This is a genomic window from Ancylobacter vacuolatus (assembly GCF_030813595.1).
Classification (GTDB): Bacteria; Pseudomonadota; Alphaproteobacteria; order Rhizobiales; family Xanthobacteraceae; genus Ancylobacter; species Ancylobacter vacuolatus.
Window position 1 is genome coordinate 478,214 of the sequence record NZ_JAUSUH010000002.1, and the last position, 21,965, is coordinate 500,178.

Consider the following 21,965-nt stretch of genomic DNA (forward strand, 5'->3'; position numbering starts at 1 on the left):
AAGCCGGGGCGCCAGCCGCGCCGGCATTGTCAGTCATCGAAACGGCCGTCGCATCCTGGTCCGTCATCCTTCCCCTCGCCCTGATCCGCTCACATGTCGGGTGCGGCCCATTATATGGCAGGACGCCTTACCTGGATAGGCGAACGTCACCCGCGCGGGCCTAGCCATTGCCGCCCTCGACCATGCGGATGAACCGCCCCACGGAGAGGCCACGCAGCAGGGCGAGGCGGTGGGAGACTTCGTGCTCCCGGGTCAGCATCGGCAGCTGGCCCGGCGGGGTGGACGGGTCCGGCAGGGCGGTCGCGAGAGCGCGCAGGCGCGGCAGGTCGAGCGCGCGGGAGGCCAGCGGCGAGGATTCCAGCCGCGCGATCTCGGCCAGCAGGCCGTCGCGCGCTGCCACCACGCCCTCAAACCAGTCCGCCGCCTGATAGCCGCGCGTGCGCCGCGCCAGCTGCCCGGCCGGCATCAGCCCTTCCATGGCGTCGCGCAGCAGCGAGGAGGTGCGCCCCTCATGGATGAAGTGCTGCTCCGGCAAAGCGAGGCAGAAATCCACCAGCCGCCGGTCCGCTGTGGGGTCGCGCGTATCCACGCCGTAGCGCGCCAGGCTCGCCTTGATCACGGCGCCCTGGTCAATCCGGTTCAGCACGGCGAGGCGCATGGCCCGCCCATCGGCCCAGGGACGGTAGGTCAGATCCCAGGCCCGCTCCCGGGCGATGGCGTCGAGATCGATCGCCTGCCGGAAATCGGCGGAAAGGGCGGTGTGGACGAAGGGGTCCGTCGCCGCAACCGGCGCCGCGCCCTGCCATTCCAGTATGAAGCGGGGCAGATAGGGGCCGAGCGCGGCCCGAAACGGCCCCTTGAAGTTGCAGCCGTCGCGCCACATGCCGATGCTGACGCCCGCCAGAGCGAGCCAGCGCCCGCGCCGGAACAGCTGCGCCAGATGCGGCCGTCCGTCATAGGAGACGGTCATGTTGCCCACCGCGCCGGAGAGCATCACGCGGATGCGCCCGCGCGCCGCCTCCGCCTCGATCGCGTTCAACCAGACATTGTTGCACGGGTTCAGCACCGGCTGGTCCTGCGCCGGCAGCTGCTGCTCGACCCCTCGCAAAGGATCGGCCGGACCGGTGCGGATCACCCGGTGGTCGATATTGGGAAAGCGCGCCGCCAGCGCGGCGGCGACCGGGGATTCGTCGGTCGGCCGGCCCCGATAGGCGGCGAGGGCGAAGCCCTCGCGCGGGGCGGCGGTGAAAGCGGTCAGGCGCTTGTCCTGCCGGGCGAGTTCGGCGGCGGCGAGGGCGGTGACGGAGCCGCTGTCATAGCCAGCGCTGAGATGGCTGCCGATCCCCATGCCGGCGGGCACGCGCAGCCGGTCGCGGACCGCCCGGGAATAGAGCCGCCGCAGCTCGCCGACCTGCTCGCGATAATCCCCCACCGGCTGGGCAGGCACCTCCTCCGGCCGCCAGTAGCGGTTAAGCTGCCGCCCCTCCCCGCTGACGGTGAGACTGTGGCCGGGCGGCACGCGGGAGAGGTCACGGTAGAAGCTGCGGGTGTGGTGCGCCGGCAGCAGCGCCAGATAGGCGCCGATCTCCGCCTCGTCGAGCGCGTCCGACACATCGGGAACAGCGAAAAGCCCCTTCGGCATCGAGGCGAAGGCGAAGAAGCCGGGGCCATGGGCGAAGTAGAGCGGCCGGATGCCGAGAAAATCGCGCGCCAGCAGCAGGCGCCCGGCCTGCCGGTCCCACAGGGCGAAGGCGAAATCCCCCGCCAGCCGGTCGACGCAACTCTCGCCCCAGCGCTGATAGGCGGCCAGGATGAGCCCGGCATCGCCGACCCGGTCCGGCCCGTCGGCGGGCAGGCCCAGCGCTCCGGCCAGTTCGGCGCCATTGTCGATGCGGGCATCGGCCACCAGCCAGAGCGCCCCGCCGGCAGCGGCGAGAGGCTGGCGGTCGAAACGGTCCTCAGCGGTGACGCGCATCTGCCGCCAGACCAAAGCGAGGCCGTGGTCGCGCTCTTCCTGCAGCCCGCTGCGGTCGGGGCCATAGGGCTCCAGCGTAGCCGACATCCGCTCCGCTACCTGACGAACGCCGCCGGAACCGTCGAAGCGCCAGAGTCCGGCAATCGCCGTCATGTCGGGTATATCCTCGCGCGTGCGTGCCGGTTGCGCCGAGCCGTACCAGCCTCTTCGCGCCCACGCAAAGGTCCAGACCGAGCCGGCGACGGATGGCGCCGACAGCCGGCCCCGCGTTTCGTCGGGACCCGTCGCCTCGGCGCGGGCCAGCTTCGGGAAGATGAGGGCCAGGGTCATGCCAACCGCGCGCCTCCGGCACAGCCGGCTCTCTCAGCAATATGTGTTGAGAGACAACGATATCCCGCCCCGTCTCGCGCTCGGCGCCGTTTGGCGTCAACGCCCCAGCGCTGGCCCGCCCGGCGCCGGCGCGGGGCGGGAACCGGCCGGAGATGCGGCAACAACAGCGCGGGGACTTGTGCCGGAAGCGGGCCTCGGCTATGGAGCCTGCGCTTCACGGCGCGGATGACCCCCGCGCCCTGCGTGTGGAGAGGTGCCGGAGTGGTCGATCGGGACGGTCTCGAAAACCGTTGTGCGTGCAAGCGTACCGTGGGTTCGAATCCCACCCTCTCCGCCACTCGCTTCACCTGGCCTGACGATTAAGAAGTCAATTCAGGTCAGGGCCGACTACCTCACCCCCATTTCACCCCATATTTTCCCGCACCTGCTTGCCGAAGACGGCACATCGCACGCGCGCATGGGGCTGGCCCTCACGGCGCTCATCCGCATCGCGGCATCCCCCCGCGGCGAATCCGCGGCATCCCTCGACGATCATCGAGCCGGCAGAGATCGGCGCGGCATTGGGCGATCCACGACGGACAGGGCAACGTGCCGATCGCCGCCGGTCTGGAGCTGGCCGTGCTCACCTTCGGCCGGGAAAACGTCGACTGGTGTCATGGAGCGAGGTCGCCCATCGAGACGGCGATCCGGTCCTTACCTCCGAGCGGATGAAAATGCGGCGCCGGCACAAGGCACGATTGGCGCGGCCGGCGCTGGCGGTACCCGATGAGATCCGGGCACCGGGTGAGGGCTCACAACGGCTTTGTCAGTTGGATCAGGTGGTGTCGGGCGAGCCGGGCGGCGTCTCGGCGAACGCACGCCCTGTGCCCCATTTACCTGAGCTCTCGTGAACTTAGCCGGCTTACGGTGCCGTCGCCGCGGCGGCGGGCGCCGCCGGCGCCGCCGGCTTGGCGCCCTTGTCGGTCCATTCCGGTGGCAGGCCAAGCTGGCCACCGACCACGCCGGCGAGGCCGGGATATCGGCCATAGCGCTCGCAGGCGGCGTATTTGGGCGGCAGGCCCATCGCCGAGTTGATCTTCTGCGCGGAGGGCAGATCGATGCCCGAAGCGCCGAACGGGCTCTCACCCTTGACCAGAAGAGCGCCGAAATCCTCGCCGAACGCGTCCGCGAGCTCATAGGCGTCGCTTGCTTTCGAGGCGCGGGGCGAACTGAAGATGGCGTTCGCCCCCCGGGCCCACAGCATGGATGCCTGTTGCCGACCGGACGCGTCGGTAGCCGCCGCCTCCATCGACAGGTTGCCCATGCCGATGGGAATGCGCGGCGTCGGCACCGGGACGCCCAGATCGACGAAATTCATGCCGAAGGAGGCGGCCGCCGAAATGCCGGCCACAACCTCGTCGGTCTCGGTCGCCTGGGTGACATGGGCCTGCACAGTGAGATCGGCGGCCTCGTCCGGCGGCACCACCTTGAAGCGGTCGCTCAGGCTGACGCAAAGCCCGCGATTGACGCTGTTGGCGACCAGCATCCTCTGCTGGCTCGTCAGCTTCGGGGCGATGTGGGAGGGAAAGCTGGTCGGCACGATCCGGACCGTTCTGGCGGCAAGAACCGCGTCCTTGTTCACCGCGAGGCGAGATTTGGTGAGAACGCCATCGGAGGGGACCATCGTGTCATAAGACGAGAGTCCAACACCCTGCACCAGCGGCGCGGCGGCGCAGCCGGCCATGACGCCGGCCACGGCGAGCAGACCGACATATCCGGCGCTACGAAGCGGTCGCATCGCGCCCCCCCGCGCACGACCCATGGTATTGGGAGATAAGGCAAGACATTCCGAAACTATGGGGATTCTCCGAATACAATTTCGTATACCGAAACCGTCTTCTTCCGTGTCAGAAGATCCGCGCATTCAACGCCCCCGATATTTACCCATGCGGATGTCTACTGCACATAAGCATGAATAGAGGACGTTATTGGGTAAAATCGGGCTGTAGATGTCTGAATGCGTCCGTTGGTCTTAATTTGATGACAAAAGATGTCAGAAGGCTCTTCGCCGCGCTCGCCGCCATGAAAACCCTGCGCGCGGAATTTGCTCTGCTGCTTGTGGTTTCCATCGTCTGCGTGATCGGGCTTGAGACGCTCGTGATGATCTATGCCTTCACCACGCCCAAGACTGTCGAGGCGGACATATTGGCCAGGCAGTCTGTCACGATGGAGGGCCTTGCCCGGCAAGGTCTTGAGGTGGGGGCGTTGTCGCGGCATCCCGCTTCCGGTGCCATGGACCCGGACCGGACGGACCTCATCCGTGCTGCCATGCTGCGACAGGGCGCGCCGCTCGATGTCATCATGACCCACAAGCCGAATGACAGCCGGCTACGCACCGTCTCGCTAGGTGTCGGACCTCGGTGTCCGGTCGGTGGCCGTGTGGGCGGCCAATCGCATGAGTCGGCCGCTGGCGCTCCTTGAGGACGCCCCGCAATCGGTCGGGGCGGACGGCATGCTGCCGATGCTGGAGGAACGCGGATCGGCGGAGGTTCGCGCAACCGCCGCCGCCATCAACGCGCTTTCCACGCGCCTGAAGAAGGCGGTCGAAAGCCGGATGCGCCTTGTCGCCGCCGCCGGCCACGACCTTCGCACCCCGCTGACGCGAATGAGGCTGCGCGCCGAGTTCGTCTGTGACGACGAGGAGCGGGCGCTCTGGCTGAGAGACATCGACGAATTGCGGCGGATCGCCCACAGCGCCATCCAGCTGGTCAATGAAGAAACCACCCGGACGCCGCTTGAGGTCGTTCGGCTGGATGAACTGGTGAGTAGCGTCGCCGCCGAACTGCAGGAACAGGACTTCCCGATCGAGGTGGCCGGCAGCTGCGAGGTCCATGTGAAAGCCAGCCGCCTGACCTTGAGCCGCGCCTTGCGAAACCTGTTCATTAATGCGGCAACGCATGGAGAGCGGGGCATTGCGCAGGTCACCGGGGGCGCGGTGGCCCGCGTCGCGATCACCGATCAGGGCCCCGGCATCGAACCGGCAATTCTCGACCAGGTGTTCGAGCCCTTCTTCCGCGCCGACCGGGCGCGCAGCCAGAAGATCCCGGGCACCGGGCTGGGTCTGACCATCGCGCGCGCGATCATCCGCAAGGCCGGCGGCGACATCAGGATCGAAAACCAGCGCGATGGCGGGCGGGTTCAGCCCGTCGAACTGCCCGCCATCCCTGCCGGCCCCGGCGGGCGCTGATCGACGGACGGGTCGGCGCCGAGGCAGCTCGCATGAACTTTAGAGAGCGTGGATCTGGTCGGTTAAACCCGCGGTAGTTCCTTCCCAGAGGTAACCGTTGCAGGAATATCGCGCGCGATCCGCAAATGTGGCGAGAATGGGCGCCCCGACTTGACGCCGCGAGAGCCACCATAATACCGCATTGTTTGTATCGATTTTTAAATCAGGCGGTCCGCATGCTTCTCCCCTTGCCCAAGGTTTCCTCGCGCGCACTGCGGCGCCTGCTGCTGGCCTCAGCCGCCGTGATGGTCGCTGGCTCTGCGCAGGCCCTGGACCTGACCATGCCGGGCAGGGGCGGCACAGGCGGCGGCGACATCGCCGGCGGCGCTGCAAACCCGTCGTCTAATGGCACGGGTATCGCAGGCACTAGCGGGAGCACGGGGTCAGAAAGCGGCGGCGGCGGCGGCGGCGGCGCATCGGGCGGTGCGGGCGGCAATGGCGGCAATAGCGGCGGTGCGGGCGGGGCCGGCGGCGCGACTGCCGGCGCCAGCGGTGCAGCCGGAAGCAGCGGCAGCACGGCCGGCGGCGGCGGCGGCGGCGCCCATGGCTATGCCGGCGCGGTATCGGGCGTGACCGATTCGACCCTGACCTTTACCGGCGGCGCCGGCGGTGCTGGCGCCGCTGGCGGCGTGGGCGGCGGCGGTGGCGGCGGCGGCTATGGCGGATCGGTGGCGTCGGGAGCCGGGTCCAGCACGATCGGCGCGGATTTCGTCGGCGGTGCCGGCGGCGCGGGTGGCTCGGGCAACCCGGCCGGCAGCGGCGGCGGTGGCGGCGCCGGCCTTACTATTTTGACGACCGATGCGGGCGCCGATGTCACGTTTGGCTCCACCGCCTCCGCGACGGGCGGCGCCGGCGGCGCCGGCGGCGGCAACGGTTCGGTTGGCGGCACGGGCGGAGCGGGCCTGGTGCTCAGCTCCTCGTCGGTCGATCCCACCACCGTGACGATCGAGGGCACGGTGACGGCGGGCACCGGTGGCTCAGCCATTGGTGAGCCGTCGGTCGGTGGCCAGGGCGGCATGGGGATCTACATCCTCACATTCCAGCAAGCGGGGCTGCTGACCGTCAATGTGAATTCCGCCCTTGTCGGCGGCACGGGTGGCACGGTGTCCAGCGGCGCGACAATCACCGGCGGCGAGGGCGGCATCGGCATCTTTGCCGGCAATGTGGATTCGACGCCCGGCCTCGCCATCATCAACGTCAATGCCAACGTCACCGGCGGTACCGGCGGGGTCGCCAACTCCTTCGGGACCAGCGGCGCGGGCGGGACGGGCATTGGCGCGTTGAATTCCCTCATCACCGTGGCGAGTGGGGTCACGGTTTCCGGCGGTGCCGGCGGTGTCGGTACAGGAAACGTGGCCGATGGCGCCGGCGGCGTCGGCATCGGCGGCAGCAATGTCTGGGTGGTGCTCGAAGGGACGGCCACGGTGCAGGGCGGCCTCGGCGGGGATGGCGTCACCCGTACCGCGGCGCTTAGCTTCGGCAATGGCGTCAATACGCTCGAGCTGCGCGCGGATGCGAACGGCAATCTGCCGACCTTCCTCGGCGACGTCTCGCATTCCAGCGGAACCGACACGCTCGCTCTCGGCGGCACCAATGACAAGACCATCGACGCGACCACGCTGACCGGTTACGCCGACGGCTTCGATGCCCTGGCCAAGACCGGCACCTCGACCTGGACGCTGACCGGCGACTTCTCGAGCAGCAGCCTCGCCTGGACCATCAATGAGGGCACGCTCTCGATCAGCGCCGACAATAATCTCGGCGCTTCGTCCGCCGGTGTGACGCTGAACGGCGGCACGCTGCTGACGACCCAATCCATCAGCACGACGCGGGAATTCACCGTCGGGTTGAAGGGCGGTACGCTCTCCGTCGCGGCAGCCACGACGCTGACCCTCGACTCCTCCATCTTCGGCTCCGGAGCGCTTACCAAGGACGGCGCCGGCACGCTGACGCTGACAGCCGGCAACAAAGGCTATACCGGCGCTGTCACCGTCTCGGCCGGCACCCTGGCCGTGAGCGGCGCGGGCCGACTCACCTCCGCCAGCGGCGTCACCCTCGGCAAGGCCACGCTGGACATTTCCGGCACCAATAACGGGGACGCGCTCAAGAGCCTGAACAGCACCGAGGCGACCAGCCGCGTGGTCCTCGGCACCAAGGACCTCACGATCCAGGTGAACGGAAGTTCGTCCAGCTTTGCCGGCGTCATCAGCGGCGAGGGCGGGCTGGTCATCACCGGCTCCAACGGCACCGTCACCCTCAGCGGCGACAACACCTATTCCGGCACCACCTCGATCTCCGGCTACGCCATGATCGGCGCCGGCGGCACCACCGGCTCGGTGGCGGGCAAGATCGATCTCAGCGGGTCCGGCACGCTCACCTTCAGCCGCTCGGACACCTACACCATCACCAACAACATCAAGGGCGCCGCAGGCACCGCCCTCGGCTTCATGGGCGGCGGCACCTTCACCTATGCGGGCCTCGTTCCTGAGTCCGACATCTTTGAAGGCTTTGTGACGGTCGGCAATGCCACACTGAAGCTGACCGGCAGCGAATTCGCCACCGCCTCCAGCGTGGAAGCCTATGAGGGCGGCATCATCGCCGGCAATGGCACGGTCAATGCCCTCATCATCCATGACGGCGGCACCGCGGCTCCCGGCAATTCGCCCGGGACGCTGAACGCGACGACCGTTTCCTTCGAGGCCGGCTCCACCTATCAGGTGGATGTGACGCCCTCCGGCGCGCACGATCTCATCATCGCCAGCGGCACGGCCACCATCGACAGCGGCGCGACGGTTGAGGTCGTCGCCCAGCCGGGCCGTTATGAGGTGGACACCAAATACGCCATCCTCACCGCCAACGGAGGCGTCACCGGCAATTTCGGCAGCGTGACCGAGAATTACGCCTTCCTCGACGCCGCGCTCGAGAAGGATGAGACCAATATCTACCTGCTGCTGCACTACACCGGCGTCGATTTCGCCACCTACGCGCTGACGAAGAACCAGTTCACCACCGCCACGGCGGCGCAGACGCTGGGCGCCGGCAGTGCGGTGTTCGACGCGCTGGTGCAGCAGACGGCCACCTCCGCGCCAGGCGCCTTCAACGCGCTGTCCGGCGAGGCCTATGCCTCGGTCGGCAGCGTGATCCAGCAGCAGTCGGTCTATCTGCGCGACGCGGTGGGGGCGCGGCTGATGCAGTCGCTCACCGCGCCGGGTGTCTCGCCGCTGGCCTATGGTCCCGGCCCGGTGAAAGCCCAGCTCGCCGAAGGCTATACCCCCACCCTGTGGCTCGAAGGCTATGGCGGCTGGGGCGACACCTATTCCAACGGCAATGCCGCCACCATTTCCAACTCGATCGGCGGCTTCCTGATGGGTGCCGACGTCGCGGTGGTGGACAATGCCCGCGCCGGCCTGTTCGCCGGCTACAGCCAGTCGGATTTCGACGTGACCGGCCGCTCCTCCTCCGGCTCGATGGATAATGTCGACATCGGCCTCTATGCCGGCGCCCAGTTCGCCAACATCGCCCTGCGCGGTGGCGCGGCCTATACGTGGCACGATGTGTCGATGTCGCGCAGCGTCGTCTTCCCCGGCTTCTTCGACGCCACCGAGGGCGATTTCACCACCGGCACCACCCAGGTGTTCGGCGAGGTGGGCTATGACATGGAGGTAGGGTCGTTCGCCTTCGAGCCCTTCGCGGGTCTGGCCTATGTCAACGTCTCCGGCGCCTCCTTCGCGGAAACCGGCGGGGCGGCGGCGCTTTCCGTGTCCACCGGCGGCATGGACACGGTTTATTCGACGCTCGGCCTGCGCGCGGCGACGACGGTCCAGCTCGGCGGCAAGACGCTGACGCCGCATGCGACGCTTGGCTGGCAGCACGCCTTTGGCGACACGTCGCAGGTCTCGACCATGCAGTTCTTCGGCGGCGCGACGCCGTTCTCGGTCACGGGCGTGCCGATTGCGGAAGATGCCCTGCTGCTGGAGGCGGGGCTCACCTATGCGCTGTCCGACACGGCGTCTCTCGGCGCGTCCTACACCGGCTAGCTCGCCGGCTCCGCGTCGCAGAACGCCTTCACGGTCCAGTTCGGGATGAAGTTCTGACCGGGCCCATCCTCGAATGATCGGGCGCGCCGCGTATCAGGGCGCGCTCTGAATCATCGATTGCGACCAGTCGTCGAGAAAGCGCTTCCGCCGGGCGGCATCCTGCACCGCCAGCAGGGCCGGCCCCACAGTGATCGGGCGGGCGATGCCCGACGTCACCACGTCAGGCCCTTCAATGCCCGGAGGCGCCGCACCGTCCAGCCCGAAGAAGAAGGACTGGCTCTGTCCCACGCCCTGGCCCCGCTCGGACAGCAGATAGTCGATGAAGCGGCCAGCCAGGCCCGTATTCGGCGCATGGGCCGGCACCATCGCGCCGCGGCTCAGCACCAGCGTGTAGTCCGCCGGCATGATGATGCCGATCGGCTGGCCGCGCCGCATCCGCTCATAGGCGTAGGAGCCAAGCATATTGTAGCCGATCAGCAACCGGCCCGCCGCCACCTCGTCGAGTATTTCCGAGGTGCAGCAGCGCACGACGACCTGCGCACGGCCCAGGCTCTCCAGCAATCGGCCATAGGTGGTCGTCGTCTGCCGGGCATCGTTGAAGGCCAGGAGATAACCGATGCCCGAGAGCCGCACATCATAGGTGCCCACCCGGCCGCGATAGCGATCGGCCTCGCGCCGGAGCAGTTCGGCGAGTTCGAGATGGGTGCGCGGCACGTCGGCGGCAGGCACGCTGTCGCGGTTATAGACCATCACGATCGGCTCGAAGGTGAAGCCGAACACCTCGTCCCGCCAGTTCGCCCAGCGTGGGGCGCGGGGCAGGTTCGGGCCGTCGACCCGCTGGGCGCAGCCGTCATTGGCCAGCTTCACCAGCTGGTCCACCGAAGAGGACAGCAGAACGTCGCCGAGCGGACGGCCCTCCTGGCACGCCCGGGCGGCGGCAGAGAACAGATCGTTGGTCACATATTCCAGTATCTCGACCGTCGTGCCAGGCGTGAGCTGCTGGAAATCCTGAATCAGCGGCGCCAGTGCGGAGAGGTCCGTCGCGGCATGGATCGACAGCGTGTCCGATGGGGTACCGGGGGCTGGAAACCGCGTCATGGTCTGGCTATGCGCGCCCAGGCTCATGGCGAGCAGCAGGGCGGCGCCGATCGAAGCGGCCAGAGCGACAGCCGGAACACGGCGCCCGGTGAAACGGCTCATGCGAATTCCCGTCCTTGTATCGCCAGCGACAGCACCACGACGAAGCCAACCGCCCCCTTCGCCACGAAGGAGAGCCCCCCACCATGGGCGGCGGCCACCTCCGCCGTGATCGACAGGCCGAGCCCCGACCCCTTGCCATCGGCGGAGGGCGCGCCGAAGCGCTGAACCACCCGCGCCCACTGCGCCGGCGCAATGCCCGGGCCATCATCCTCCACCTCGACCACCGCCATGTCCTGACGCCGCGACAGCCGCACCGTGATGCGTGACGGCGCGCCATGGCGCAGGGCGTTGTCGACGATGTTCTTGATCGCCTCCGCGAGGTTGACCGGATCGCCGCTCACGATCAGCGGCGCGGGGGGCGCGTGCAGGGTGACGAGAATGTCCCGCTCCAGCGTGTCGGGGATCGCGTCGTCGAGCGCGCGCCGCGTCAGCTCGGCGAGGTCCACCGGCGAACCCGCCACCGCCCGCTCCCGATGCGCCACCATGGCATGGCTGAGCAGTTGGTTGGCGAGCCGGGAGAGCTGCCCGGTGCGGACGCGAATACGGTCGAGATGCTTGCGTCCCTCCGGCGTCACCTGGTCATTCGCGAGCAGGTCGACCTGGCCCTCCAGGGCGGCCAGCGGCGTGCGGAGCTGGTGCGCCGCGTCAGCGATGAATTGCTGCATCAGCTCGACCCGGGCACGCAGCCGCTCGATGAAGCCGTTGATCTCCGCCACGAACGGGGCCAGCTCGCGCGGGGTGGAGACGCTGACCAGCGTCAGGTCGAGCGGGTCGCGCTGGCGGATCGCCGCCTCCAGCCGGCTGATCGGTGCCAGCGCCCGGCGCACGGCGAAGATCGTGCCCCCGATGGCGATCGCCCCCATGACACCGACCAGGATGAAGGAGCGGAAGGTGAGGTCGCGCGCCAGCGCCTGGCGCGCTTCCACGGTCTGGGCAACGATGACGACGGCGTCGCCGCGCATCTGCGGGTCGTCGAAGCGGCGCGACACCCGGGCCACGCGCACGACCTCGCCATCGAAGGTCGCGTTCTCGACCAGCGCCTTGTCGGGGGAGGCCTCCGCCGCCGCCGGATCGGCAAGGCTTTCATAACCGGTCATCGTGCGCCCGGCCGGATCGAGCACACGGTAGAAGATGCGGTCACGATCCGACAAGGCCAGCAGTTCGAAGGCGGAGACGGGAAGTGCGATCTCCGGCTCGCCCTCCTGCACCTGGATGGCGTCGGCGATCTGGTAGGCCGCGCCGAGCAACAGGCGGTCATAGGCTTCGTCGGCGGCCTGGCGGGCCGAGTACCAGGCAGCGGTCATCAGCACCGCCGCGCCGAACACCAGCACCAGCGACATGAGAGCAAACAGGCGGACGAACAGCGAAGGCTCACGCCGGGCCATCAATCACCATCTGGTAGCCGAAGCCCCGCACCGTGACGATCTGGGCGCGGGCGCCCTCGATCTTGCGGCGCAGGCGGCCGATATAAAGCTCGACGGCATTGGGGCCGGGCGCCTCGTCATGGCCGAACATGCGGTCGAGCAGTTCGTCCTTGCCGAAGACGCGGCCGGGCCGCGACGACAGGATCTCGAGCAGGGTGAGCTCGCGCCGCTTGAGATGGACCTCGCAGTCGCCCACCCGCACCATCCGGGTGAGACGGTCGATGCTGATGTCGCCGCAGCGCAGCAGATTGGTCGCCTCCCCGCCATTGCGCCGGATGAGCGCCCGCACCCGGGCTTCGAGCTCGCGGAAGTCGAAGGGCTTCACCAGATAGTCGTCGGCGCCGATGTCGAGCGCATCCACGCGGTCCTCCACCCGCGAGCGGGCGGTGAGGATCAGCACGGGCGTCGTCGAGCCGCGCGCGCGCAGTTGCGCCAGAAGGCTGAATCCATCGAGTCCCGGCAGCATCACATCGAGAATGACGAGGTCGTAGCTGGTGCGGCTCAGCACCTCCATGCCTGCGGCGCCGTCGACCTCCCAGTCGACCGCATGACCGATCCGGCTGAGGCGGCCGATGATCGCCTCGCCGACATCCCTCGTGTCTTCGACCAGCAGGATACGCATCTGTCACCCGGCCCGCGGCGCCTGTCGCAAAGACAGCTGTATGACAGGAAATCGCTCTAGCAAAGCTCCTCCAAGCACCGCGCAGACGGTGCCGTAAGAGTGGAGGAACGTCCGGCCAGCGCAGGCACAGCCCGCGTGGCTTCCGCAACTCCGCTGACCTTTCGAGCCGCCCCGCAGGCGCGGCGAGGCGATGGCACAGAGTTTTCGGAGGAGCCCCACGATGAACGCCACTTTCACGAAATTCGCCTTGGCCGGCCTGGTGAGCGCGTTGCTCGCCGGCGGCGCGGTTGCCCTGCCGCAGAAGACCGAATGCCTTGCCGGCGCCAAGCCGGGCGGCGGCTTCGACGTCACCTGCCGGCTCGCGGCCAATTCGCTGCTCGCCGCCAAGCTGATCGAACAGCCCATGGTCGTCACCTATATGGAAGGCGGCGTCGGCGCCATCGCCTATAACCACGTCGTCGGCAAGCGGGCAGCCGATCCCAGCCTCATCGTCGCCGCCTCCACCGGCTCGGCGCTGCTGCTCGCCCAGGGCAAGTTCGGCAGCCATGACGAGAACGCCGTCCGCTGGATCGGCGCGCTAGGCGCCGATTACGGCGTCATCGTTGTCAGCGCCGATTCGCCCTACAAGACGCTGAAGGAACTCTCCGACGCCTATGGCGCCAACCCGGCCAGCTTCCCGATCGGCGGCGGCGGTGCCGTCGGCAGTCAGGACTGGATGAAGGCCGCGCTCATCGCCAAGGGCGCCGGGCAGGACCCGAAGAAGATGCGCTATGTCGCGCTTGAAGGCGGCGGCGCGGTGCTGACCTCGCTGGAGGGCGGGCACATCAAGATCGGCGCCGGCGACGCTTCGGAAATGGTCAAGCACCATCTGGCGGGCAAGGTCCGCATCCTCGCCGTCATGTCGCCCGAGCGCCTGACCGGCGATCTCGCCAATATTCCGACCACGCGCGAGCAGGGCTATGATTTCGACTGGGTGATCTGGCGCGGCTATTACACCGGCGCCAAGGTCAGCGATGCGGACTATGCCGCCTGGACCGACGCCTTCGGCAAGCTCGTGCAGACGCCCGAGTTCAAGGCAGAACTCGCGGCGCGTGGCCTGTTTCCCTACACCCTCATCGGCCCCGCATTCGACGCCAAGGTGAAGAGCGACGTGCTGCGCTTCAAGACGCTGGCCAAGGAAGCCGGCCTCTAAGTCCAACCGACTCGCCTGCGGCCTCGCCAGCGCGCGGGGCCGCCCCGTGCGGCCAGCCAGGATCACGCCATGGACGCCCCTCAACGCCCCCTCGCCGGTTCGCTCAGCAATCGGCTTGCCGCGCTCGCCCTGCTGGTGTTCAGCCTGATCTATGGCTATGCCGGCAGCGGGATCGAGTACGCCTTCTCCTCCGATCCGCTGGGCCCGCGCGTGTTTCCGGTGCTGCTCGCCGCGATTCTCGCCCTGCTGTCGCTGATCTACCTCTTCGTTCCCGGCCGGTCCGAGGCTTGGCCGCAGGGCATGGTGCTGATGCGCTGCATCGCGCTGCCGGCGCTGGTGCTCATCGCCGCGCTGCTGTTCGAGCCGATCGGCTTTGCCGGCGCGATGTTCGTCATGACCGCGGGCGTCGGCCGGATTTTCGGCGCCTCCTGGCGCGCCTCGCTGATCGGCGGGCTGGTGCAGGCGGCGCTCTGGTACCTCGTCTTCGGCTATCTGCTCGACGTCTATCTTCCCGTAGGCGAGCTTTTCGCCGCCTCGCGCCGGGGCTAGCACAATCATGACTCTCGATTATCTCTGGACCGGCTTTTCCGTCGCGCTGAGCTGGCAGAACCTGCTGATCGGCCTTGTCGGCTGCTTCCTCGGCACCATCATCGGCGCGCTGCCGGCCATCGGTCCGATCAACGGCATCGCCCTGCTGCTGCCGATCGCCTACACGCTCGGCCTGCCGCCCGAGAGCACGATGATCCTGCTCGCCGCCATCTATACCGGCTCGGAATATGGCGGGCGTATTTCTTCCATCCTTCTCAACGTCCCGGGCGATGCCGGCGCGGTGATGACGGCGCTGGACGGCAACCCGCTGGCGCGGCAGGGGCGGGCGGGCGAGGCGCTGATGATCAGCGGCCTCTCCTCCTTTGTCGGCGGCATCATCGGCGTGGTGGGCCTGACGCTGTTCGCCCCCTTCCTCGCCAGCCTCGCCATCGGCTTCGGCCCGGCGGAGTATTTCGTGCTGATGGTCTTTGCCTTCGCCACGCTGGGCTCGATGGTCGGCAGCCAGCCGGTCAAGACGCTGATCGGCTGCGTGCTCGGGCTGATGCTGGCCACCGTCGGGCTCGACCCGACCTCGGGGGCCTATCGCTTCACCTTCGACAGCCCGGAGCTCGGCGACGGCATTGACTTCGTGGTGCTGGTGATCGGCCTGTTCTCGATCTCCGAAGCCATGCTGATGCTGGAGAGCCACGCCACCGGAACCTCGATCGTCGGCAAGGTCGGGCGCACCTTCGTGCGCTGGAAGGACGTTGTCTTCACCACCGGCGCCACGCTGCGCGGCTCGATCATCGGCTTTGTCGTCGGTGTGCTGCCGGGGACCGGCGCCTCGGTGGCGAGCGCGGTTTCCTACACGCTGGAAAAGCGCGTCTCCGACCGTGACGGCACCTTCGGCAAGGGCGACATGCGCGGCCTCGCCTCGCCGGAAGCAGCGAACAATTCCTGCGCCGCCGGCGCCTTCGTGCCCATGCTGACCCTCGGGGTGCCCGGCAGCGGCACCACGGCGGTGATGCTCGGCGCGCTGATGCTCTACAACATCCAGCCGGGGCCCCAGCTCTTTGCCGAACGGCCGGAAATCGTCGGCGGCCTGATCGCCTCGCTCTATATCGGCAACGTGCTTCTACTGCTGCTCAACATCCCCTTTGTCGGCATCTTCTCGCGCCTGCTGCTGCTGCCGAACTGGATATTGGTGCCCGGTATCCTCGTCCTGTCGGTGGTGGGCGTCTATTCGACCCATGCCAGCGTCGAGGCTGTCCTGCTCATGCTGGGCATCGGCTGCATGGGCTGGCTGCTGCGCAAGCTCGGCTTCGACATGGCGCCGATCATCCTCGGCTTCGTGCTCGGCAAGGTGATGGAGGTTAACCTGCGCAATGCGCTGGCCATCAGCGGCGGCGAGCTCAGCATTCTGTTCCAGAGCCACATCTCGATCATTCTGTGGGTGCTCGCGGCCTTCGTCGCGGTGGGGCCGTGGGCGCTGCAGCGCTGGTCGCGTCGGCGCGCGGCGCGCGTTTGAGGGGCGCGGAGCGCTTCAAGCACAGCGGGCATTGCGCCATCGTGGCGCCCTGATGGCCTGATCCTGCGCGAAAGCGCAGGGCAGGGCTGCGCTTGCCACGGAGGCCCTGCAAGCGCTAACTCATCCCGGCGAAAAGCAGGTGGCCCGGCCGGACCCGGCCTCTCCTTCGCGAACAGCACGGGAAGCTCATATATGATCAGCGACGGTCGCAACGCCGATGCCGGCACGATGAACGAGTACGCTCGGCAGCGGGCGGGGCGGCTCAGCCGCCGGTCGTTCCTGGCCGGCTCGGCGATCAGCCTTGGCGCGCTCGGGCTGGCCGGCTGCGCCAATCCCGACGGTATGAGCCTCGCCGAGGCGGCGAAGGTCTACGGCCCGGTGCCGGAGGAGAAATTCCCGATTCCGGCCGTCGATGTCAGCAAGGTCAATCCGAAATATTTCCGCCGCACCGTCCGCTACGAGACGGCGGAGGCGCCGGGAACCCTTATCGTCGACCCCAAGAATTACTACGTCTACCGCGTCGAGGAAGACGGCATGGCGACCCGCTACGGGGCCAATGTCGGGCGCCAGGGCTTCCTGTGGAGCGGCGACGCTTATGTCGGACGCAAGAGCGAATGGGCGACCTGGACGCCGCCCAGGGAAATGATCAAGCGCCAGCCCGAAGTGGCGAAATATGCCCGCGGCATGCCGGGCGGCCTCGACAATCCGCTCGGCGCGCGCACCCTGCATCTCTATCAGAACGGCGTCTACACGCTGTACACGATCTACGCGACCAGCGATCCCGAATCGATCGGCTCCGGCGTGACCAGCGGCTGCGTCGGCCTGCTGAGTCAGGACATGATCCAGCTTTACGATAGCACCCCGGTCAAGACCAAGGTCGTCGTCCTGCCGGCCTGAAGCTGCCCGACGGGCCGGCGTTTCAGCCATGCCCCGGGGCGGCGCGGCGCCAACGGCCTCGCACCAAACCCCTCACGCTGTTTCCTTGGCAAGCCATGTCAGGCCGTCCACCGTCGCGCCGCGCGGGTTGTATTCGCAGCCGATGAAGCCGTCATAGCCCGCCTCTGCAAGCGCGCGCCGAACCTCGTTGAAATCGATCCCGGCGCTCCCGGGCTCGTGGCGCCCCGGATGGTCGGCAATGTGGACATGGCCGATGGCACCGGCATGGGCGCGGATCTGCGCCAGCGGGTCGAGCCCGCTATTGACGGTGTGGAACACATCGAGCAGCAGGCGAATATTGCCGCGGCCCGTTTCGGCGATGGCGGCGGCGGCCTCGTCCGGCGTCTCGACGAAATAATCCGGGACCGCCCCCGCGCTCATCGCCTCGACGAGGATCACCACGCCCCGCTCGGCCGCGCGATCGGCCGCCCAGGCGAGGTTCTCGATGTAGCAGTCCCGGTGCGCCGGCTGGCGTAGCGGCTTCGGCAGGATGCCGGCCATCGCATGCAGCATGCCGACCCCGATGGTCGCGGCATAGTCCAGCCCGGCGGCGACGCTGGCGCGGAACTCGGCGCGCCGCTCCGGGAAGATCGCCAGCCCCTTCTCGCCCTTGGCCGCATCGCCAGAGTAAAGCCCGAACTGGACATAGGGCAGGCCGGTCTCTTCCAGCCATTGCGCCATCTGCGCGGCGGGAACGCCATAGGGGGCGGGATGCTCGACCGCCGAGAAGCCATGGAGCCTGGCGGCGCGGAAACGCTCAGGGAAGGCAAGCTCGGTGAAGAGAAAGCCGAGATGAGCGCTGTAGCGGTAGCGTTGTGTCATGGTCGCGGGATCCTGGCCAGGCAATGGGGGCGCCGCTGGTCCGAGGGCCAGCGCGGCATGTCCGCCTGAGGGGTCAGCTGTCTTCCTGGAACGCGCTTTCGCGCTTCTTGCGCAGGGCGGGGGCGATCATCAGCGCCAGCAGCACGACCGCCACCGCCAGCATCGTGGCGCTGATCGGCCGCGACACGAACACCATCGGGTCGCCTTTCGAGAGCATCATGGCGCGGCGCAGCTCTTCCTCCATCATCGGCCCGAGAATGAGGGCCAGGAGGAGCGGAGCGGGTTCAGCGTCGAGCTTCTTGAAGACGTAGCCGAGGATGCCGAAGCCCGCGAGCAGATAGACATGGAAGGTCGAATTGCTGAGCGTGAACACCCCGATGACGCTGAACAGCACGATCGCCGGGAACATGTAGCGGTAGGGAATGGAGATCATCTTCACCCACAACCCGACCAGAGGCAGGTTGAGGATGACCAGCATCAGGTTGCCGCACCACATGGAGGCGATGAGGCCCCAGAACAGCGCGGGCTGCTGCACCATCACGCTGGGACCGGGCTGGATGCCCTGGATCATCAACGCGCCGATCATCAGCGCCATGACCGGATTCGACGGGATGCCCAGCGTCAGCATCGGGATGAACGAGGTCTGCGCCCCGGCATTGTTGGCGGCCTCCGGAGCGGCAACGCCCTCAATGGCGCCCTTGCCGAACTGGGCCGAATTCTTCGACACCCGCTTCTCCAGCGCATAGGCGCTGAAGGAGGAGAGCACCGCGCCGCCGCCGGGAAGGATGCCGAGAACCGAGCCCATGGCCGTCCCGCGCAGGGTTGGGCCGATGATGCGTCGCAGGTCGTCCCGCGTCGGGAACAGGTTCTTCACCTTGGGCATGATGGCCGAGCGGCTGGTTTCGTCTTCCAGATTGGCGACGATCTCGCCGATGCCGAACAGGCCCATGGCGATGACGACGAAGTCGATGCCGTCGGCGAGCTGAGGTACCTCGAAGGTGAAGCGCGCGATCCCTGAATTGATGTCGGTCCCCACCACGCCGAGGATCAGCCCGAGCAGGATCATCCCGATCGCATGCAGCAGCGACCCGCTGGCGAGCACCACCGAGGCGATTAGCCCGAGGACCATGAGCGAGAAATAGTCCGCCGGCCCGAAGGCGAGCGCCGCGCCCGCCAGCAGCGGGGCGGCAATGGCGATCACCACGGTTGCGATGGTGCCAGCGACGAAGGACGAGATGGCCGCCGTCGCCAGCGCCCGCCCGGCGTGGCCGGCCCGTGCCATGCGATAGCCGTCGAGCGCGGTGACCACGGAGGAGGATTCGCCGGGCAGATTGACCAGGATCGCCGTGGTCGATCCACCATATTGCGCCCCGTAGAAAATGCCGGCCAGCATGATGAGCGCAGAATCGGGGGCGAGCCCATAGGTCAGCGGCAGGAGCATCGCGATCGTCGGGACCGGACCCAGCCCGGGGAGAACGCCGATGGCCGTTCCCAGCAGCACGCCAAGGAGGCAGTAGAGGAGGTTCGTCGGGTCCAGCGCGACCTGGAGGCCGAGCCCGAGATTGGCGATCACATCCATGGCGCGTCCTCAGAAGTTTGGCAGCAGAGGCCGCAGCCAGGGACCGACCAGGGGAATCGGCACGTTGAGCATCTGGATGAACACCAGGCAGCAGGTCGCGACGAGCCCCGCTGCGCCCGCGAGCGGGAGCGGGGCGAGCCTGAATTGCCGGCTAGCCGTCGCCGCCACGAGGACGGTCAGCAGCATCGCCACCGCCCCGCCCAGAGGAACGATGGCAAGGCCGAAGACGAGGATGGCGCCGACGACCGAGGCAAGTGGCTTTAGCGCCAGGGTACCGATGGGAGCGCCCTCGACCACGAAGGCGCGCACAACCGAGATCAGGCCCACCAGCGCCAGCAGCCCGGTCAGCACGGCGGGGAAATAGCCGGGCCCCATATGCGTCGCGGTCCCGAGACGGTAGTCGCGTGCCACAGCAAAGCCGACAAGGCCGATGACGAGGTAGATCGCGCCGGTCCAGAAATCCTTTGGAGCCTTCATTGGCCGATATTCCCGGTAGCTGTCCGTGGGTCGAAGGCGCGCGCTGTCGGGCCCGGCTGCGCCCGGGTCCGACAGCGGCAAGGAGCGCCCTCGGCGAGCGCGCCTACTGGTTCTTCCAGGGATTGGTCTTCCACATCTCGTTCAGCCGCGCATCAATGCCGAGCACCGACGTGCGGTACTCATCGCCATACAGGCCATGGATCGGCGCATTCAGCTTCTTGGCGGTCTCCTTGAATTCGGGATCCTCCATCGCCGCCTTGAAGGCCGCAACCAGCTTGGCCTGAATATCGGCGGGCAGGCCGGGAGGAGCCACCACCCCGCGCTGGGCGCCGACGGTGAAGGCGTAGCCGCCCTCGCGGAAGGTGGGCACGTCGGGCAGGCTGGCGCTGCGGGCGTCGCCCGCCTGGGCCAGCACCCGGACGGTGCCATCGGCCACCGGCTGGACAAATTCGCTGACGTTCAGCGCCGAGACGTCGATATGGCCGCCCTGCAGCGCCGTGTTGACCGGGGCCGAGCCGTTGAATGGGATGACATTGAACGCGACGCCCGCCGCCTGCTGCAGCTCAAGCGTGGTCAGGTGGTCGTCGCCGCCGACGCCGGTATGGCCGATGCTGACGCTCTCCGGCGACGCCTTGAGGCGTGCGATCAGGTCCGGCAGGTCCTTGATGTCGGAGGAGGCCTTCACCGCAATCGCGCCCGGATCGTCCATCACATTGGCGATATAGGTGAATTCATCGACCTTGTAGCGCACCGGGCGGTCGAAGGGGATGGTCATCATCGCCGGCGAGGTGACGCCGATGAGCGTATAGCCGTCCGGGGCGGCGGCGAAGCCATATTCCATGCCGATCTGACTGCCGGCGCCGGGGCGGTTCTCGATGACGATATTGGCGCCGGGCAGATGCTTTTGCACAAACGGCACGATCAGCCGCGCCATCTGGTCTACCCCGCCGCCGGGCGGAAACGGCACGACCAGCATGATCGGCTTTTCCGTCGGCCAGCCGCCAGCGGCCAGCGCCGGGCCCGTTGCGAGCGAGGCGGCGGCAAGGCCGAGCGCCACGAAATGCCTGCGATTGATCATTCTTGTTCCTCCCAGGGATATATTTGTTGCGCCGGTCGAGGGCGATGACGGGCCTTAAGACGGCCTTGGGCAATGCGTTCTCTGGGCGCTGGCGACGCGCCCTGCGGCGATAGTTTCAGCCCCCTTCCCAGGGCGCCCAGCCTGACCGAAACGTTCCCGGAGAAATCGCACAGAACGAAATGTAAAAAAACTTTCTTTGTCTAGCTTCATTCGTCAGAAACCCTTATGTCCCGCCGCATCCCGATGATGCCCTGGGCCCGCAACGGGCTCTGTGATGACGCCGATCAGCGCGGCAGTCCCCCCTGCACCAGCGCGCGCATCCGCAGCACAGCGGCGTCCGGCGCGGAAAGCACTGGGATGGTCACGACGGCCCGAACCGCCTCGGCGGCGCGCGAGGTCGAGAAATGCGCGAGCATGATCGCGTCGTGACCGGCGAAGCGCGGCGCCAGCTCGGCGACTAGCCGGTTATGGGTCGCCGCATCGCCCTGGCGCAACCGGTCGATCGCGTCGGGCACCACGATGGTATCGAGTGTCGCCGGCGTGCCCGCCTCGGCGACGAAATGCTCGAACTCCTCCGTCATCGTTGCCACGGCCGGCGCGAAGGTCGCGAGCATGCCGATCCGACCTCCCGCGGCGATGGCTTCCCGGAACATCGCCTCATTCGGCTTCAGCACCGGGATCGCGAGCTCGGCGCTCATCCGGTCGATCGCCGGCCCGAAGGCCGAGCAGGTGATCAGGATGCCGTCCGCTCCCATCCGACCCGCATAGCGTCCCAGATCGACAAAGCGGTCGCTGAGGGCGTCAGAGAGTTCGGGGCCTTCCTTGGCCCGGTCGGCAGAGAGCCCATCGTCGAGCAGGTTGATCGCCTCCGCCTCCGGCCATAGCCGGGCCATGGAGGACTTGATCGGCTCCATGGCGACGGGCGTGGCGTGGAACAGGACGATGCGGGGCATGGCGGTGCTCATGGCGTGG

The 21,965-nt window shown here is 67.9% G+C and carries 17 protein-coding genes and 1 tRNA gene; 8 read left to right on the plus strand and 10 right to left on the minus strand.

Features of this window, described 5'->3' with window-relative positions:
- Nucleotides 1-160: 160 nt before the first annotated feature.
- The gene (locus J2S76_RS06175; RefSeq protein ID WP_307058526.1) at nucleotides 161-2,305 is read right to left on the minus strand and encodes an asparagine synthetase B family protein; all 2,145 of its coding nucleotides are present in this window, start codon (nucleotides 2,303-2,305) and stop codon (nucleotides 161-163) included.
- Between the two features lie 247 nt (nucleotides 2,306-2,552).
- Here J2S76_RS06175 and J2S76_RS06180 point away from each other — a divergent pair.
- A tRNA-Ser gene (locus tag J2S76_RS06180) sits at nucleotides 2,553-2,642 on the plus strand.
- A 564-nt stretch (nucleotides 2,643-3,206) separates the two neighbouring features.
- Here the strand turns inward: J2S76_RS06180 and J2S76_RS06185 are convergent.
- Complete coding sequence (locus tag J2S76_RS06185; RefSeq protein ID WP_307058528.1) at nucleotides 3,207-4,082, minus strand: DUF3313 domain-containing protein; 876 nt, start codon at nucleotides 4,080-4,082, stop codon at nucleotides 3,207-3,209.
- 242 nt (nucleotides 4,083-4,324) lie between these two features.
- On the opposite strand from J2S76_RS06185, the gene J2S76_RS06190 reads away from it, so the two are divergent.
- From J2S76_RS06190 to J2S76_RS06200, 3 genes are all read left to right on the plus strand, one after another.
- Nucleotides 4,325-4,765, plus strand: a complete 441-nt coding sequence (locus J2S76_RS06190) for a hypothetical protein (RefSeq protein WP_307058530.1) — start codon at nucleotides 4,325-4,327, stop codon at nucleotides 4,763-4,765.
- Nucleotides 4,740-5,531 (plus strand): ATP-binding protein, encoded by a 792-nt coding sequence (locus J2S76_RS06195; RefSeq protein ID WP_307058532.1) that lies wholly within the window; start codon nucleotides 4,740-4,742, stop codon nucleotides 5,529-5,531. Before J2S76_RS06190 ends, J2S76_RS06195 begins: the two co-directional genes overlap by 26 nt.
- Before the next feature lie 215 nt (nucleotides 5,532-5,746).
- Nucleotides 5,747-9,607, plus strand: coding sequence for an autotransporter outer membrane beta-barrel domain-containing protein (locus tag J2S76_RS06200; protein ID WP_307058534.1), 3,861 nt, complete (start codon nucleotides 5,747-5,749; stop codon nucleotides 9,605-9,607).
- Between the two features lie 93 nt (nucleotides 9,608-9,700).
- Here J2S76_RS06200 and J2S76_RS06205 read toward each other — a convergent pair whose 3' ends face one another.
- From J2S76_RS06205 to J2S76_RS06215, 3 genes are read right to left on the minus strand one after another with little or no spacing between them, the layout of a single operon-like run.
- A complete protein-coding gene (locus J2S76_RS06205) occupies nucleotides 9,701-10,807 on the minus strand; it encodes an ABC transporter substrate-binding protein (protein WP_307058535.1) in 1,107 nt (368 codons plus the stop codon).
- Complete coding sequence (locus J2S76_RS06210) at nucleotides 10,804-12,192, minus strand: sensor histidine kinase (RefSeq protein WP_307058537.1); 1,389 nt, start codon at nucleotides 12,190-12,192, stop codon at nucleotides 10,804-10,806. The genes J2S76_RS06205 and J2S76_RS06210 overlap by 4 nt, the downstream gene beginning before the upstream one ends.
- Nucleotides 12,179-12,853, minus strand: coding sequence for a response regulator transcription factor (locus tag J2S76_RS06215; protein WP_307058538.1), 675 nt, complete (start codon nucleotides 12,851-12,853; stop codon nucleotides 12,179-12,181). Before J2S76_RS06215 ends, J2S76_RS06210 begins: the two co-directional genes overlap by 14 nt.
- Before the next feature lie 220 nt (nucleotides 12,854-13,073).
- On the opposite strand from J2S76_RS06215, the gene J2S76_RS06220 reads away from it, so the two are divergent.
- The 4 genes from J2S76_RS06220 to J2S76_RS06235 all read left to right on the plus strand — a co-directional run bounded on the left by J2S76_RS06220 (nucleotide 13,074) and on the right by J2S76_RS06235 (nucleotide 16,998).
- Nucleotides 13,074-14,045: a Bug family tripartite tricarboxylate transporter substrate binding protein gene (locus J2S76_RS06220; protein WP_307058540.1), complete on the plus strand. Its 972-nt coding sequence runs from the start codon at nucleotides 13,074-13,076 to the stop codon at nucleotides 14,043-14,045.
- A 69-nt stretch (nucleotides 14,046-14,114) separates the two neighbouring features.
- The gene (locus tag J2S76_RS06225) at nucleotides 14,115-14,594 is read left to right on the plus strand and encodes a tripartite tricarboxylate transporter TctB family protein (RefSeq protein ID WP_307058542.1); all 480 of its coding nucleotides are present in this window, start codon (nucleotides 14,115-14,117) and stop codon (nucleotides 14,592-14,594) included.
- A gap of 7 nt (nucleotides 14,595-14,601) precedes the next feature.
- Nucleotides 14,602-16,101, plus strand: coding sequence for a tripartite tricarboxylate transporter permease (locus tag J2S76_RS06230; protein ID WP_307058545.1), 1,500 nt, complete (start codon nucleotides 14,602-14,604; stop codon nucleotides 16,099-16,101).
- A gap of 192 nt (nucleotides 16,102-16,293) precedes the next feature.
- Nucleotides 16,294-16,998, plus strand: coding sequence for a L,D-transpeptidase (locus J2S76_RS06235; protein WP_307058548.1), 705 nt, complete (start codon nucleotides 16,294-16,296; stop codon nucleotides 16,996-16,998).
- A gap of 72 nt (nucleotides 16,999-17,070) precedes the next feature.
- On the opposite strand, the gene J2S76_RS06240 is transcribed toward J2S76_RS06235, so the two are convergent.
- The 5 genes from J2S76_RS06240 to J2S76_RS06260 all read right to left on the minus strand — a co-directional run bounded on the left by J2S76_RS06240 (nucleotide 17,071) and on the right by J2S76_RS06260 (nucleotide 21,958).
- A complete protein-coding gene (locus tag J2S76_RS06240) occupies nucleotides 17,071-17,859 on the minus strand; it encodes a hydroxypyruvate isomerase family protein (protein ID WP_307058550.1) in 789 nt (262 codons plus the stop codon).
- 73 nt (nucleotides 17,860-17,932) lie between these two features.
- Nucleotides 17,933-19,438: a tripartite tricarboxylate transporter permease gene (locus J2S76_RS06245; protein ID WP_307058552.1), complete on the minus strand. Its 1,506-nt coding sequence runs from the start codon at nucleotides 19,436-19,438 to the stop codon at nucleotides 17,933-17,935.
- A 9-nt stretch (nucleotides 19,439-19,447) separates the two neighbouring features.
- Entirely contained in the window at nucleotides 19,448-19,915 is a 468-nt protein-coding gene (locus J2S76_RS06250) for a tripartite tricarboxylate transporter TctB family protein (RefSeq protein WP_307058554.1), read from the minus strand.
- A gap of 103 nt (nucleotides 19,916-20,018) precedes the next feature.
- Nucleotides 20,019-20,993: a Bug family tripartite tricarboxylate transporter substrate binding protein gene (locus J2S76_RS06255; protein WP_307058556.1), complete on the minus strand. Its 975-nt coding sequence runs from the start codon at nucleotides 20,991-20,993 to the stop codon at nucleotides 20,019-20,021.
- A gap of 284 nt (nucleotides 20,994-21,277) precedes the next feature.
- A complete protein-coding gene (locus J2S76_RS06260; protein ID WP_307058558.1) occupies nucleotides 21,278-21,958 on the minus strand; it encodes an aspartate/glutamate racemase family protein in 681 nt (226 codons plus the stop codon).
- Nucleotides 21,959-21,965: the final 7 nt, after the last annotated feature.